Raw genomic sequence first — 13,007 nt, 5'->3', positions numbered from 1 at the left:
GCGGCTGTCCGATACGTCGCACTGTTGCCTGATGTTTCCGTGGATTGCGTGCTGGCTCGGCCAGCCCTGTCACAGGCTTGCGTTGACGACGTCGTGGCCGGCATACGGCACGTGTGGACGGACGTTCGTCGTGTTCTCCGCCCCGCTGGTACGACATGGCTGATCCTCGGCGATCGACGTGGCCCCTCTGGTTCTCTGCTGGGCTTGCCGTGGCGAGTCGTGTTCGCGTTGCAACGAGAGGGGTGGTTGCTGCGGAACGCGCTCGTCGCAAGCGCAGCGGCCAACCGGTCTCGCTGCGAGATGGGTTTCTTACTGGTGAAGCAGCCGAAGTATTTTTTCAAGCTCCTCCACGGGAAGAACCCAGGAGACGTTGCACTTGACGGCGACAGCTTCGTGACCCGTTGCATCACGGCCAGCTGTCCTTCGACGGGGGTTCTTGTGGACCCGTTCCAGAGTCCGGAGCTCATCGCGCCCTTTGGCGGAGCAGGGACGGCGGCATGAAGACGGTGTACGAAGACGGTCAAGTCGCGCTCCACAGTGGAAATGCAGCCGACGTGGTGCGACAGCTGCCGGCCGAGTCGGTGGACTGCGTGGTGACTTCGCCGCCGTACTGGGGGCTGCGTGATTACCGGATCGGCCGCCAACTGGGTATCGAATCGACTGTGGACCAGTATGTTGCCCGCCTTGTCGAACTTTTCGACGAGCTCGCTCTGGTGCTGACTCCACAAGGCACGGTGTGGCTCAACCTCGGGGACAGCTACGGCGGTTCATGGGGTCATTACGTGGCGGCCGGATCTACTGCGCGTACGGCGGCGGAGCGGTCTCGTACTCCGTACGGGACACATCGGCCGCCGCAGGCGTCGTATCGGGCGAAGGATCTCGTCGGTGTGCCCTGGCGGGTCGCGCTTGCCCTGCTGGACCGAGGCTGGCTGGTGTGGCGCGAGATCGTCTGGCATAAACCGAATGCCCGGCCCGAGAGCGTCCGAGACCGGTTCGCGCACCGATACGAGACCATCTTCGCATTGGCCCGAGACCGGCGAGACCGCGACGAGACCGGCAGCGAGACGGAGGTGTGGACGGTCTCGGCTGACCGGAAGCGAGTAGATCATCCGGCTGTGGGCACCCTGGAGATCGCGCGGCGGTGTGTGCGGCTGGGGTGTCGTCCGGGCGGGACCGTTCTCGATCCGTTCTCTGGGAGCGGGACGACCGGTATCGCGGCGTTGGAGCATCGTTGCCGTTTCATCGGGATCGACCTCGATCCGGAGTGTCACGCACTCGCGTTGCGACGCCTGGGCCTGGCGACATGACGGCTGAGCTGGGGCAGGCGATGACGCTGGCGGAGGTGGCAGCGTTGCCGGCCGTGGTGGATCTGATGACGGCCGCGCGAGCGTTGGGGATTCGGCGCACGACGGCGTATGCGTTGGCTCGGGGTGGCTCTTTTCCTTGCCCGGTGTTCCGGGTTGGTGCCGGGTATCGGGTGCCGACGTCCGGTTTGTTGCGGTTGCTGGGTTTGGCCACCTGATCCGGTGATCTTTGCTGGGCTTGGGCTTCCCCGAGTGGTGGTGGCAGCGCGAGTATCAAGCCTGGAGAAAGCCCCTGGTGGGTGCTTGACGAATGAGGGGAGAGGATTTTCGGTGGCCGATGGGTCGGTGTACCGGCGGTGTTCGTGCCGGGACGAGAACGGGAAGTCGCTCGGCGAGGCGTGTCCGAAGCTGGCGAACAAGCGGCACGGGCAGTGGTACTTCCGGATCGAGCTGCCGAAGGACGCACAGGGCAACCGCCGCCCGCGGCGCCGCGGCGGCTACGAGAGTGCGACCGAGGCCGAGAATGGGCTGCAGCGGGCGCGAGACCTGCTCGGGATCGCCGAGGCGGGTGACACCGAGACGCTGCGGAAGATCGGAGACTTGCTCGCGGGATTGATCTCGCAGAAGGAACCGCTGCCCGAGACCGAGACGGTGCGCCGTCTCGTCCGAGCCGGATCCGCGGTGCTGGAACAGCCGCTGATGGACGCGGTGTTCGACGAGTTTCTGGTGCGGAAGAAGCGCACGGTGAGTCGGAACATGTACCGCTCCTACGAGTCGCACGTCCGGCTCTACCTCCGGCCGCACCTAGGCAAGGTTCGGCGCGACCGGCTGCGGGTTGGACATCTGGATGCGATGTTCGAGGCGATCGTGGAGCGCAACGAGCTGATCGCCGAATACCGGGCCAGCGGCGACCCGAAGAAGGTGGCGGCGGTGAAGTGGCAGCGTCCGGTCGGGCCGACATCGCTGCACCGGATCAAGGAGACGCTGCGGGCGATCCTGCGGCCGGCGGTGGACCAGGGCCTGCTGACCCACAATGTCGCCAAGCTGGTCGAGTTGCCGCCAGCGGTGCGGCCGAAGCCGAAGCTGTGGACCCCGGAGCGCATCGCCAAGTGGCGCCGCACCGGCGAGGTGCCGTATCCGGTGATGGTGTGGACGGGAGACCTGACCGGCCAGTTCCTGGACTTCACCGTGAACCACCGGCTGTATCCGCTGTTCCACCTGATCGCCCACACCGGCTTGCGGCGGGGCGAGGGCTGCGGTCAGCGGCGCTCGGACACGTACCTGGACGCGGCGTCCCTGGAGGTTGCCAACCAGATCGTGCAATACGGGTGGGAGACCGGCCAGAGCAAGCCCAAGACCCCGTCCTCGGAAGGCATCGTCTCCCTCGACCCGAGCACCGTCTTGGTGCTGCGCGCGCACCTGGCTCGCCAGGACGAGGCGAAGGCTCGGCTCGGCGACGACTGGGTGGATCACGACTTGCTCTTCACCGAGCCGGATGGCAGTCCACTACATCCGGCTGACGTTGCCGACGAGTTCGCGCGGCTAATCAAGCTGGCCGGCTTGCCCCCGATCACCCTGCACGGCCTCCGCCACGGGGCGGCCACCCTGGCGTTGGGGGCGGGGGTGGACATGAAGGTGATCCAGCACATGCTCCGGCATTCGTCGATCAAGGTGACGATGGATCTGTACACGAACGTTGCCGAAGAGGTCGCCGCTGATGCGGCCCGGAAGCTGGCTGGTGCTATCCCGCGGAAGGCGTTGCACCCGGCTTGCGCTCTCGGGCTCCCCTCGGGCTCGCAGGAGACCACAATGGACGGAGAGGAAGTGGAAGGAATGATTCCAGATACCACAAAACCCCAGGCCGAAGAGAATGAGACCTGGGGGGTGGGGGTGCGCCATCAGGGACTCGAACCCCGAACCCGCTGGTTAAGAGCCAGCTGCTCTGCCAATTGAGCTAATGGCGCTGGTGTCTGCCGGGGTTTCCCCTAGCGACGTGGAAAGATTAGCACCCCGTTCAGGGCTCGTTTCAGGGGGGTCCCCTTGCCATGGTCCGGCGCCGCCGCCCCGGTGTCCCGGCTGGTCGGGCGACACTGTAGTCGGACATCGACGGCGAAACGGGCGGGTGGGCATGAGGGCTTCGACCGGCATGGGCGCGCTGGTGGTCGCGGGCGTGATCGGCCTCACGGCCGCCGGCTGCAGCAGCGGTCCCTCGGCTGAGCCGCCGAAGCAGACGGCGTCCTCGAGTGCCCCCGCGCCCGCGCCCGCCCCCGCTCCCGCCGTGCTCACGCTGAGTCCTGCGAAGGATGCCAAGGACGTCGCGCCTGGGGAGCCGGTCAGCGTCACCGTCAAGGACGGGAAGGTCGGCGAGGTGACGCTGACCGGGGCCGACGGGAAGGTCGTCGCCGGGAAGGTGCGGGCCGACGGCTCCGGCTGGGACTCCGCCGAGCCGCTCGGGTACCACAAGACCTACCGGCTCGCCGCGACCGCGACCGGCGCCGATGGCAAGCCCGTCACGGCGGAGTCGACCTTCACCACCGCCAAGCCCGCGCGGCAGCTCGACGTCTCGGTCAACCTCGTCGACGGCGAGACCGTCGGGGTCGGGATGCCGCTGATCTTCACCTTCACCGGCAACGTCGCCGACAAGGCCGCGGCCGAGAAGGCGCTGAAGGTCACCGCCGAGCCGGCCACCGAGGGTGCCTTTCACTGGTTCGGCGACAAGCAGGTGACGTGGCGGCCGAAGGAGTACTGGAAGAGCGGCACCAAGATCAAGGTCGACGCCGCCGTCTACGGCAAGCCGCTCGGCAACGGCAGCTACGGCCGGGAGGACAAGGGCGCCAGTGCCACCGTCGGCGACAAGCTCGTCGCCGTCGCCGACGGCGGGACGCACCAGATGACCGTCTCGATCAACGACAAGGAGGTCAAGACCATGCCGACCTCCATGGGCAAGCCGGGCCACAACACGCCCGCCGGCAGCTACACCGTCATGAGCGAGCACACCGGCTACACGATGAACTCCGCCACCTACGGCGTGCCCGAGGACGCGCCGGGCGGCTACAGCACCTTCGTGCAGTACGCGGTGCGCCTGTCCTACAGCGGCATTTTCTACCACTCCGCGCCGTGGTCGGTGCGGCAGCAGGGTCACAGCAACGTCAGCCACGGCTGCCTGAACCTCTCCACCGAGAACACGAAGTGGCTCATGGACACCTCCAAGAAGGGCGACATCGTCACGGTGCAGAACAGCGGCGGCCCGAAGCTCGAGCCGACCGACGGCTGGAGCGTCTGGCAGCTGTCCTGGGACGAGTGGCGCGCGGGCGGCAACTAGCCGGAGTCGCGAACGAGCTCCCGCGCCTCCGCCTCGGTCGACACCGCGGGGCCCGACCCCCACAGCGGCTTGTTCGCGGTCTCGCGGCTGAAGAACACCGCGATCGCGCCGATCGCGCCGGCCGCCATCAGGTACCAGGCCGGCCAGAAGTCGTGGCCGGTCGCGGAGATCAGCGACTGCATCACCAACGGTGTCGTGCCGCCGAAGAGCGACACCGAGATGTTGAACGCGATCGACAGCGCGCCGTAGCGGATCGCCGTCGGGAACAGCGCGGGCAGCGCCGCCGGCATCGACACCTCGAAGCAGAGCAGCAACAGGCCGAGCCCCATCAGGCCGAGGAACGTGAGGACGAGCCCGCCGTCGTGCACCAGCAGCATCAGCGGCCAGGACAGCACGAGGAACCCGAGGCAGCCCGCCATCATCACCGGTTTGCGGCCGACGTGGTCGGTGATCCGGCCGCCGACCATGATGATGAGCATCATCACGACCATCACGACGATGATCAGCAGCAGTCCGTGGGTGGCGTCGAGGTGCAGCTGCTCCGACAGGTACGTCGGCATGTACGACAGCAGCATGTAGTCGGTGACGTTGAACACGAGCACCAGGCCGACGCAGACGAGCAGCGCGGGCCAGTATTCGGTGAACATCTTCCAGAACGGCTCGCCGGTGCGGCCGCGCTTCTCGGCCTCCTCGGCGTGCTTCTGGAACGCAGGCGTTTCCTCGAGCTTGAGGCGCATGTAGAGGCCGATGATGCCGAGCGGCCCGGCGATGAGGAACGGCACGCGCCAGCCCCAGTCGAGCAGCGTCTCGTGCGGCACCCAGGCCTTCATGCCGGTGACGACGGACGCGCCGAGCACGTACCCGGAGAGCGTGCCGAACTCGAGCCAGGAACCCATGAAGCCACGGCGTTTGTCGGGGGAGTACTCGGCGATGAACGTCGTCGCGCCGCCGTATTCGCCGCCGGTGGAGAAGCCCTGCACCATGCGGGCGAGGACGAGCAGGATGGGCGACCAGACGCCGATGGTGGCGTACGACGGGATCAGCCCGATGCAGAGCGTGCCGATCGCCATCATGATCATGGTGACGGCGAGGACCTTCTGCCGTCCGATGCGGTCGCCGAGCGGCCCGAAGACGAGGCCGCCGAGCGGGCGCATGAGGAAGGCGGCGGTGAAGGCGCCGAACGTCCCGATGAGCCGCACGCCCGGCGACACGCTGGCCGGGAAGAACACCTCGGAGATGGTGTCGGCGATGTAGGCGTAGACGCCGAAGTCGAACCACTCCATGGCGTTGCCCAGCGCCGCGGCTCCGACCGCGCGCTTGAGCAGGGACCGGTCGACGACGGTGATGTCCTCGTACCGCAGTTTCTTCCGCTTTCGTGTCTTCGGCAGTGAACGTTCCACCGGTCCACGGTGCATCGGCATCCGGCCTCTCGCACGATGAGCCATCCGGTCGTGAGCGCTACCACGTTTGGGCGAAGGCCAATTAGGACATTTCAAGCTGCCTACACTTCCGCGCGTATCGAGGGGGCAGCTCATGACGACGGTCGTGGTATCGGAAGCACCGGTCGGGCGGAAGCTGCCCGCGCCGCTGTGGTGGACGGTGCTGTCCGGGGCGCTGCTGCTGGTGATCTTCGCGGGCTACACCGTGTGGGCGGGTGTCTGGACGACGGCGGGCGTCTACCTCGAGGACTTCAAGTCCTATGTGGCGACCGGCCGCGCGGTGCGCGCCGGGGTGGCCCTGTACGAACCCGGGGTCTCGGCCCTGCCGACGATCGGCGGCACGTTCAAGTACACGCCGTTCGCGGCCGGCGTGTTCGTGCCGTTGACGGTGGTGCCGAAGCTGCTGCTGCCGCTGCTGGCCGTGCTGGTGAACCTGTTCTCGCTGCTGGTGGTCGTGTGGGTGTCGCTGGGGCAGCAGGGTTACGCGCCGGACCAGGGCCGGGTCGCGGCGACGGCGGCGTTGACGGCGCTGGCGCTGCCGCTGCAGCCGGTGTTGATGAACTTCACCTCGGGCCAGGTGAACCTGCTGTTGCTGTGCCTGGTCCTGGTGGACCTGACCGGCCGGAACCGCTGGTGGACGGGCGCCGGGGTCGGACTGGCGGCGGGCATAAAGCTGACACCGGCGATCTTCGTGGTGTACCTGCTGGTGACACGCAGGTTCCGCGCGGCAGCGGTGGCCACGGGCACGTTCGCCCTGACAGTCCTGGCCGGCTTCGTGGCCCTCCCCCGAGATTCGGCAGCATTCTGGTCGGCAAACCTGGCGGACCCATCCCGAATCACGGGCGACAGCGACGCGACGTCCCCGGAGAACCAGTCGATCCGAGGCGCACTGGCCCGCCTGCTGGACATCCCGGACGTCCCGGGCAAGATCTGGATCCCCGCAGCAGCAGTAGTAGCCCTGGCGGCCCTGTGGATAGCGATCCGAGCCCACCGCGAGGGCCGCGAACTGCTGGCAGTGAGCGTAACGGGCGCCATGATGGTCCTGGTGACACCCTGGACCTGGTCGCACTACTGGGTCTGGTTCATCCCCTTCTTCGTAATGGGCGCATGTGCGGCATTCCGAGCCCGAACATGGCTCCCAGCAGCAGCCCTAACGGTGACGTACCTCCTGCTCTTCCCCTGGAAGGTAGGAGACGGCCGAGGCAACGTCCCGGTAGTAGGCCTGGCGGTCCTCCCGGACAACTACGCCCCAATAACCCAGGCACTGGCCCACGCCCTCTACGTAGCCCTGGCCCTGGCGCTGATAGCCCTGGCAGCAATCCGCCCAGCCCAGCTAAACCCCACCCTCACAAGGACGACCACACCAACCCACCCAAGGTAACCACGGGGATGGGGGTCCGGGGGCTCGCCCCCGGCGGGGGTGTGGGGGTTCGACCCCCACAAAAAGGCGAAACCCCAGGCGAGGGGAAGGTTGCGAAGCAACCGACCAGCCTGGGGCCAATGGGGTGAGCGACGGGTTTCGAACCCGCGACCTCCTGGACCACAACCAGGTGCTCTACCAGCTGAGCTACGCCCACCATCAGCGAGGGAACCGCTTGCGATCACCTCGTTGGCTGTAATCGTAGCGGGTGCCCTCGCGGGGTTCGCAGGGGGTTACCTCTGGTGCTGTTCCTGCACTTCAGCGGCGGCGGCCTTGGCTTCTTCGCTGCTGGGGCCGGGTTGGGGGACGAAGGCGACGCGCCGGTAGTAGTCGAGTTCGCCGATGGATTCCTTGATGTCGGCGAGGGCGCGGTGGGCGAGGCCCTTCTCCGGCTTCGCGTAGTAGATGCGGGGGTACCAGCGGCGGACGAGTTCCTTGACGGAGGAGACGTCGACCATGCGATAGTGGAGGTGGGCGTCGAGGGCCGGCATGTCGCGGGCGATGAAGCCGCGGTCGGTGGCGATGGAGTTGCCGGCGAGGGGGGCGGTGCCGGATTCGGGGACGTGCTCGCGGATGTAGTCGAGGACGCGGCGTTCGGCTTCTTCGAGGGTCACGGTGGAGCGGCGGACTTCCTCGGTGAGGCCGGAGTGGGCGTGCATCTCGCGGACGATGTCGGGCATCCCGGCGAGTTTTTCCTCGTCGGCGTGGATGACGATGTCGACTCCGTCGCCGAGGATGTTCAGCTCCGCGTCGGTGACGAGGGCGGCGATTTCGATCAACGCTTCCTTGCCGAGGTCGAGCCCCGTCATCTCGCAGTCGATCCAGACTAGGCGGTCGGTCACCTGGTGACCCTAACCCGACACGGGGATATGAGGAGCGTTACCTGCGCGTACGGCGCGTTACGCTCGCGAAGCCGGGTTCGGATGTGGTGTCGGACACAGATCGGGAGCGGGACAGTGACGGTGCAGGGGTCGCCGGCGAGTGAGATCGCCGCTCGTTACGCGAGTGAGGGTGCTGCGCTGGAGCTGGGTGCGGTGGTGCTCGACGGGCAGGTGGACGCGGCGGCCGCGGTGCGGCTGCCGTTGGCGACGCTGAACCGGCACGGCTTGGTCGCGGGGGCGACCGGGACGGGCAAGACGAAGACTTTGCAGCTGATCGCGGAACAGTTGTCGGCCGCCGGGGTGCCGGTGGTGCTCGCGGACGTGAAGGGCGATCTGTCCGGGCTCGCCGCGGCGGGGGAGGCGAACGACAAGGTCACGCGGCGTTCGCGGGAGCTCGGTGACGACTGGGCGGGCTCCGCGTTCCCCGTGCAGTTCCTGTCGCTGGGGACGGGCGGGAAGGGGGCGCCGGTCCGGGCGACGATCACCAGCTTCGGGCCGGTGTTGCTGGCGAAGGTGCTGGGGCTGAACGACACGCAGGAGTCGACGCTCGGGCTGATCTTCCACTGGGCGGACCAGCGCGGCCTCGCCCTGCTGGACACGAAGGACCTCCGTTCGGTGATCACGCACCTGACGAGCGACGAAGGCAAGGAGGACCTGAAGGGCATCGGTGGGGTCTCGGCGGCGACGGCCGGGGTGATCCTGCGTGCGCTGTCCAATCTGGAGGCCCAAGGCGGGGAGGACTTCTTCGGCGAACCGGAGCTGGACGTCCACGACCTGATGCGGCAGGCGGACGGCCGGGGTGTCGTCACGCTGCTGGAGCTGGACAACCTGCAGGCGAAGCCGGCGTTGTTCTCGACGTTCCTGATGTGGCTGCTGGCGGAGCTGTTCGAGGAGCTGCCCGAGGAAGGCGATCTCGACAAGCCGAAGCTGGTGTTCTTCTTCGACGAAGCCCATCTGCTCTTCTCCGACGCGTCGAAGGCGTTTGTGGACCGCATCGAACAGACCGTGAAGCTGATCCGGTCGAAGGGTGTCGGCGTGTTCTTCTGCACGCAGCTGCCGACGGACATCCCGAACGCCGTGCTTTCGCAGCTCGGTGCCCGGATCCAGCACGCGCTGCGCGCGTTCACCCCGGACGACCAGGCGGCGCTGGCCAAGACGGTCAAGACCTACCCGAAGACGAAGTTCTACGAGCTCGACGCGGCGTTGACGTCGCTGGGTATCGGTGAGGCGATCGTCACGGTGCTGTCGGAGCGGGGCGCGCCGACGCCGGTGGCGTGGACGCGGCTGCGTGCGCCGCGGTCGAAGATGGGCTCGATCGGGCCGGAGGCCGTCGCCGCGGCCGTGACGGCGTCCGACCTGCACGCCAAGTACGCCGAGACGATCGACCGGGAATCGGCCTACGAGAAGCTGGCCGCGAAGGTCGCCGCCGCTCCGCCGCCCGAGGCGCCCGCTCCGGAGCCCGGGAAGGACGAGCCGGGGCTCCTCGAGTCGGCGATGAAGAACCCCGCCGTGAAGTCGTTCATGCGGTCGGCGGCGAGCGCGCTGGGCCGGGAGATCACGCGGGGGCTGTTCGGCAACCGGAGGCGGTGAGCAATACCTGACGCTCCTTGTCAGGTTTCGCTGTCAAGGTGGTTCCCACACCGAAGAGAGGGAACCCATCATGACCAGCACCGCCACCGCGTCGTTCACCGTCGACCAGTGGGAGCCGCAGGCGACCGACGAGTTCGCGGGCAACGAGCTCGCCCGGGTGGCGATCGCCAAGACGTTCACCGGGGCGGTCGAGGGGACCAGCAAGGTCGAGCTTTTGACGGCGACCAACGCGACTTCGCGCGCGTATGTCGGCTTCGAGCGGCTGGAGGTCTCGGTCGACGGCCGCAAGGGCAGCTTCGTCCTGCACCACACAGCCGACGAGGAGTCCGGAATGGCTTTGAAGATCCTCACCGGCTCCGGGGCCGGCGAGCTGACCGGGATCTCCGGGACGGCGAACATCGAGATCGACGGCGAGAACCACCACTTGACCCTCATGTACACGCTCTGAGCAGCACGAAGGCCGTTTCGAGAGCCCCCGATTGACTCTCGAAACGGCCTTCGCGGTGTACCCCGCTCCGCTCCCCGAAGCGGGGGACGGGCCGCCCCGTCCGCGGCCCGTCCGCGGCTAGCTGTTCACGATCTGGTCGACGATCTTCTTGGCGTCGTTGATCGGGATCGCGAAGCCGATCCCGACGCTGCCCGCCGCGCCGTTGGCCGATGCCGCCGGGCTGTAGAGCGCCGAGTTGATGCCGATCACGTTGCCCTGGGCGTCGACCAGCGCGCCGCCGGAGTTGCCCTGGTTGATCGCGGCGTCGGTCTGGATCGCGGTGTAGCTGGGCGCGTCGCTGCTCTGCTCCGACGTCCGGCTGAACGGCGAGCGCTGCTGCTGCTCGCCCTGCCCGATGTCGGAGAGGTTGCGGTTCAGGGCGCTGACGATGCCGGTGGTGACGGTGTTCTGGAGGCCGCCCGGCGACCCGATCGCGACCACTTCCTGGCCGACGACCAGCTTGCTCGAGTCGCCCAGCGTCGCCGCCGTCAGGCCGCTCGCGTTCTGCGCCTGCACCACCGCGATGTCCGCCTTGGTGTCCGCGCCGACCACACTGGCCTGGTACTTCTTGCCGTCGGCTGTGGTGATGACGACGTTCTGGGCGCCGTCGACGACGTGCGCATTGGTCAGGATCCGGCCGTTCGAGGTCAGGATGACGCCGGAGCCGATGGCCTCGCCCTGAGCGGTGGTGACGTTGATCTGGACGACGCTGGGCGTCACCTTCGCCGCGACGGCGCTCACGTCACCGGTCGCGGTGGAGTTCGAGACCGGCTGCCCGTTCACGGCCGGCGTGCTCACCGACGTCGTCGCGCCGTCCGCCGAGTTCGCGGTCAGCCCGACGATCGCGGCGCCGCCGACGCCGCCGACCAGGGCGGCGCCGAGGGCGGTCGCGCTGACGATCATCGCGACGCGGCCGGCCCTGCGCGGCTTGGCCTTGAGCGCCGTGGGCGCGTGCCCCTGACCCGGCGGCTGCGGCGTGAAGAGCGGATTCGGCGCGGCCTGCTGCTGGTAGGCGTACTGCGCGTACGGCCCGTACTGCTGGGTGCTCTGGTGCGGCTGGTGCCCACCGGGTGAGGCGGGGCCGGGCCGACTCTCGTTCTCGGTCATGGCACCAGATTCGCGCCCGTGCTTGTGAACAGCCTGTGGAAATACCTCAGGCTTTGCTGAGAAGAATCAGCTGAGAAAACTCAGGTTTTCCTCAGGCGTCAGGCGAAGAACGACGGGACGTCCAGGGCTCCTCCCGCCGCTTCGAACTCGTCGTGCACCGCCTTCCGCAGCGCGGCGTCGCCGAGGTAGTCGGCGGCGGTCAGGGCCAGCCCCAGCGCACCGTCCCGGACTCCCGCGTCGCCCGTCTCCGAACCGGCCGCGGCCGCGAACTCCTTGGTGTGCAAGGCGGTCGTCGGTCCTGAGACCGCGAGCATGGGGTGCAGCGCGGGCATCCGGTACGACAGGTTGCCGAGGTCGGTGGAGCCGGTGAGCGACTCCGGCACGATGCCGGGCGGGAGCGGCTTGCGGCCGGTGATCACCTGGTTGGCCGACCAGCGCCCGGCGAGCGCGGTGTTGAACCGGATCGGCAGGTAGGCCGCCTGGGCGTCCCAGATCAGCTCGACGCCGCAGCCGGTCATCGCCGCGGCGCCTTCGGCGATCGACGTCATGCGGGCGGCGAGGTCACGCAGGGTCTCCGGGCTCTGGGAGCGCAGGTAGAACAGCAGCGCGGCGCGTGCCGGGATGACGTTGGGCCGGGCGCCGCCGTCGGTGAACACGCCGTGGACGCGGTCGCTCTGCGGCAGCTGCTGGCGCAACGCCGAGACGCCCTGGTACGCCGCGACCGCCGCGTCGAGCGCGTTGCGGCCCATGAACGGCTGGGCGCTCGCGTGGGCGCCGACGCCGTGGAAGACCATCTCCAGCTGACGGCGGCCGAGGAACGGGTGCAGCGCGATGTCGTGGCTGAACGGGTGCAGCATGATCACCGCGTCGACGTCGTCGAACACGCCGGCGCGGGCGAGGATCTCCTTGCCACCCCCGCCCTCCTCGGCCGGTGTGCCGATGAGGCTGACGCGGCCGCCGAGCCGTTCGGCGACCGTGGCCGCGCCGAGGAACCCGCCCGCGGCGGTGGTGCAGATGATGTTGTGACCGCACGCGTGGCCGAGCCCGGGCAACGCGTCGTACTCGGCGAGGACGGCGATGTGCGGGCCCTCTTGTCGGGGCGTGCTGACCCGCAGTGCGGTGTCGAGCCCGCCGACGCCGACGGTGGCCTCGTGGCCGTGGCGTCGCAGGAGGTCCGCCAGGGCCCGGACCGAGCGGTGCTCGGCGAACCCTTCCTCCGGGTGGGCGTGCAGATCTTGGCTCAACGCCACCAGATCGGGTGAGCCGCGCTCTACCGCGGCGGTCACCTCGGCCCGGGTCGCCTCGTCCGCGCCCGGGTGGGGCGAGGACAGCGGTTCGGCGGCCGCGACGGCGTCGGCGGTGGCCTCGACCAGGGAACGCAGGTAGCTGTCGTCGGGCGGGACGGGATCGGCGTGGGTCATGGGGCGATGCTAACCGCCGCCCCCGACAATTCGTGC

At 68.4% G+C, this 13,007-nt stretch carries 10 protein-coding genes, 2 tRNA genes and 1 pseudogene; 7 read left to right on the top strand and 6 right to left on the bottom strand.

Going from position 1 to position 13,007, the window contains the following annotated elements:
- Positions 1–497 precede the first annotated feature (497 nt).
- The 3 genes and pseudogenes from CF165_RS34020 to CF165_RS53865 all read left to right on the top strand — a co-directional run.
- Positions 498–1,307 carry a DNA-methyltransferase gene (locus CF165_RS34020; RefSeq protein WP_093951679.1) on the top strand — a complete coding sequence of 270 codons (810 nt, stop codon included), beginning with the start codon at positions 498–500 and terminating at the stop codon, positions 1,305–1,307.
- Positions 1,304–1,522, top strand: a complete 219-nt coding sequence (locus tag CF165_RS34015; RefSeq protein WP_093951678.1) for a helix-turn-helix domain-containing protein — start codon at positions 1,304–1,306, stop codon at positions 1,520–1,522. The genes CF165_RS34020 and CF165_RS34015 overlap by 4 nt, the downstream gene beginning before the upstream one ends.
- Positions 1,416–2,948, top strand: a pseudogene (locus CF165_RS53865) (tyrosine-type recombinase/integrase); the annotation flags it as partial. The gene CF165_RS34015 and the pseudogene CF165_RS53865, both read left to right, overlap by 107 nt.
- Before the next feature lie 247 nt (positions 2,949–3,195).
- Here CF165_RS53865 and CF165_RS34000 read toward each other — a convergent pair.
- A tRNA-Lys gene (locus CF165_RS34000) sits at positions 3,196–3,268 on the bottom strand.
- Between the two features lie 164 nt (positions 3,269–3,432).
- Here CF165_RS34000 and CF165_RS33995 point away from each other — a divergent pair.
- Positions 3,433–4,626, top strand: coding sequence for a L,D-transpeptidase (locus tag CF165_RS33995; RefSeq protein WP_240521919.1), 1,194 nt, complete (start codon positions 3,433–3,435; stop codon positions 4,624–4,626).
- Here CF165_RS33995 and proP read toward each other — a convergent pair.
- Positions 4,623–6,047 (bottom strand): glycine betaine/L-proline transporter ProP, encoded by a 1,425-nt coding sequence (gene proP / locus CF165_RS33990; RefSeq protein WP_093951676.1) that lies wholly within the window; start codon positions 6,045–6,047, stop codon positions 4,623–4,625. The two genes, CF165_RS33995 and proP, sit on opposite strands and share 4 nt — an antisense overlap.
- A gap of 112 nt (positions 6,048–6,159) precedes the next feature.
- Between proP and CF165_RS33985 the strand changes: the two genes are divergently transcribed.
- Entirely contained in the window at positions 6,160–7,446 is a 1,287-nt protein-coding gene (locus CF165_RS33985; RefSeq protein WP_093951675.1) for a glycosyltransferase 87 family protein, read from the top strand.
- Positions 7,447–7,566: 120 nt separating this feature from the next.
- On the opposite strand, the gene CF165_RS33980 is transcribed toward CF165_RS33985, so the two are convergent.
- Together CF165_RS33980 and orn are read right to left on the bottom strand one after the other, a co-directional pair.
- Positions 7,567–7,642, bottom strand: a tRNA-His gene (locus tag CF165_RS33980).
- 76 nt (positions 7,643–7,718) lie between these two features.
- Entirely contained in the window at positions 7,719–8,327 is a 609-nt protein-coding gene (gene orn, locus CF165_RS33975) for an oligoribonuclease (RefSeq protein ID WP_093951674.1), read from the bottom strand.
- A gap of 114 nt (positions 8,328–8,441) precedes the next feature.
- Between orn and CF165_RS33970 the strand changes: the two genes are divergently transcribed.
- Together CF165_RS33970 and CF165_RS33965 are read left to right on the top strand one after the other, a co-directional pair.
- Positions 8,442–9,956 carry a helicase HerA-like domain-containing protein gene (locus tag CF165_RS33970; protein WP_093951673.1) on the top strand — a complete coding sequence of 505 codons (1,515 nt, stop codon included), beginning with the start codon at positions 8,442–8,444 and terminating at the stop codon, positions 9,954–9,956.
- Positions 9,957–10,026: 70 nt separating this feature from the next.
- Entirely contained in the window at positions 10,027–10,404 is a 378-nt protein-coding gene (locus tag CF165_RS33965; RefSeq protein ID WP_093951672.1) for a DUF3224 domain-containing protein, read from the top strand.
- A gap of 117 nt (positions 10,405–10,521) precedes the next feature.
- Here CF165_RS33965 and CF165_RS33960 read toward each other — a convergent pair whose 3' ends face one another.
- The gene (locus CF165_RS33960; RefSeq protein WP_093951671.1) at positions 10,522–11,550 is read right to left on the bottom strand and encodes a S1C family serine protease; all 1,029 of its coding nucleotides are present in this window, start codon (positions 11,548–11,550) and stop codon (positions 10,522–10,524) included.
- 98 nt (positions 11,551–11,648) lie between these two features.
- Positions 11,649–12,971, bottom strand: a complete 1,323-nt coding sequence (locus tag CF165_RS33955) for a M20 family metallopeptidase (protein WP_093951670.1) — start codon at positions 12,969–12,971, stop codon at positions 11,649–11,651.
- Between the last annotated feature and the right edge of the window lie 36 nt (positions 12,972–13,007).

The sequence above is a fragment of the Amycolatopsis vastitatis genome (genome assembly GCF_002234595.1).
In the GTDB taxonomy this organism is placed as follows: Bacteria; Actinomycetota; Actinomycetes; order Mycobacteriales; family Pseudonocardiaceae; genus Amycolatopsis; species Amycolatopsis vastitatis.
Note: the sequence above shows the minus strand (reverse complement) of the source record. Positions and strands in the feature narration are given on the sequence as shown.

Bases quoted from the DNA above. Each gene is read 5' to 3' on its own strand.
- CF165_RS34020 (WP_093951679.1), top strand. From the start codon at position 498: ATGAAGACGGTGTACGAAGACGGTCAAGTCGCGCTCCACAGTGGAAAT.
- CF165_RS34015 (WP_093951678.1), top strand. From the start codon at position 1,304: ATGACGGCTGAGCTGGGGCAGGCGATGACGCTGGCGGAGGTGGCAGCG.
- CF165_RS33995 (WP_240521919.1), top strand. From the start codon at position 3,433: ATGAGGGCTTCGACCGGCATGGGCGCGCTGGTGGTCGCGGGCGTGATC.
- proP (WP_093951676.1), bottom strand. From the start codon at position 6,047: ATGCCGATGCACCGTGGACCGGTGGAACGTTCACTGCCGAAGACACGA.
- CF165_RS33985 (WP_093951675.1), top strand. From the start codon at position 6,160: ATGACGACGGTCGTGGTATCGGAAGCACCGGTCGGGCGGAAGCTGCCC.
- CF165_RS33965 (WP_093951672.1), top strand. From the start codon at position 10,027: ATGACCAGCACCGCCACCGCGTCGTTCACCGTCGACCAGTGGGAGCCG.
- CF165_RS33960 (WP_093951671.1), bottom strand. From the start codon at position 11,550: ATGACCGAGAACGAGAGTCGGCCCGGCCCCGCCTCACCCGGTGGGCAC.
- CF165_RS33955 (WP_093951670.1), bottom strand. From the start codon at position 12,971: ATGACCCACGCCGATCCCGTCCCGCCCGACGACAGCTACCTGCGTTCC.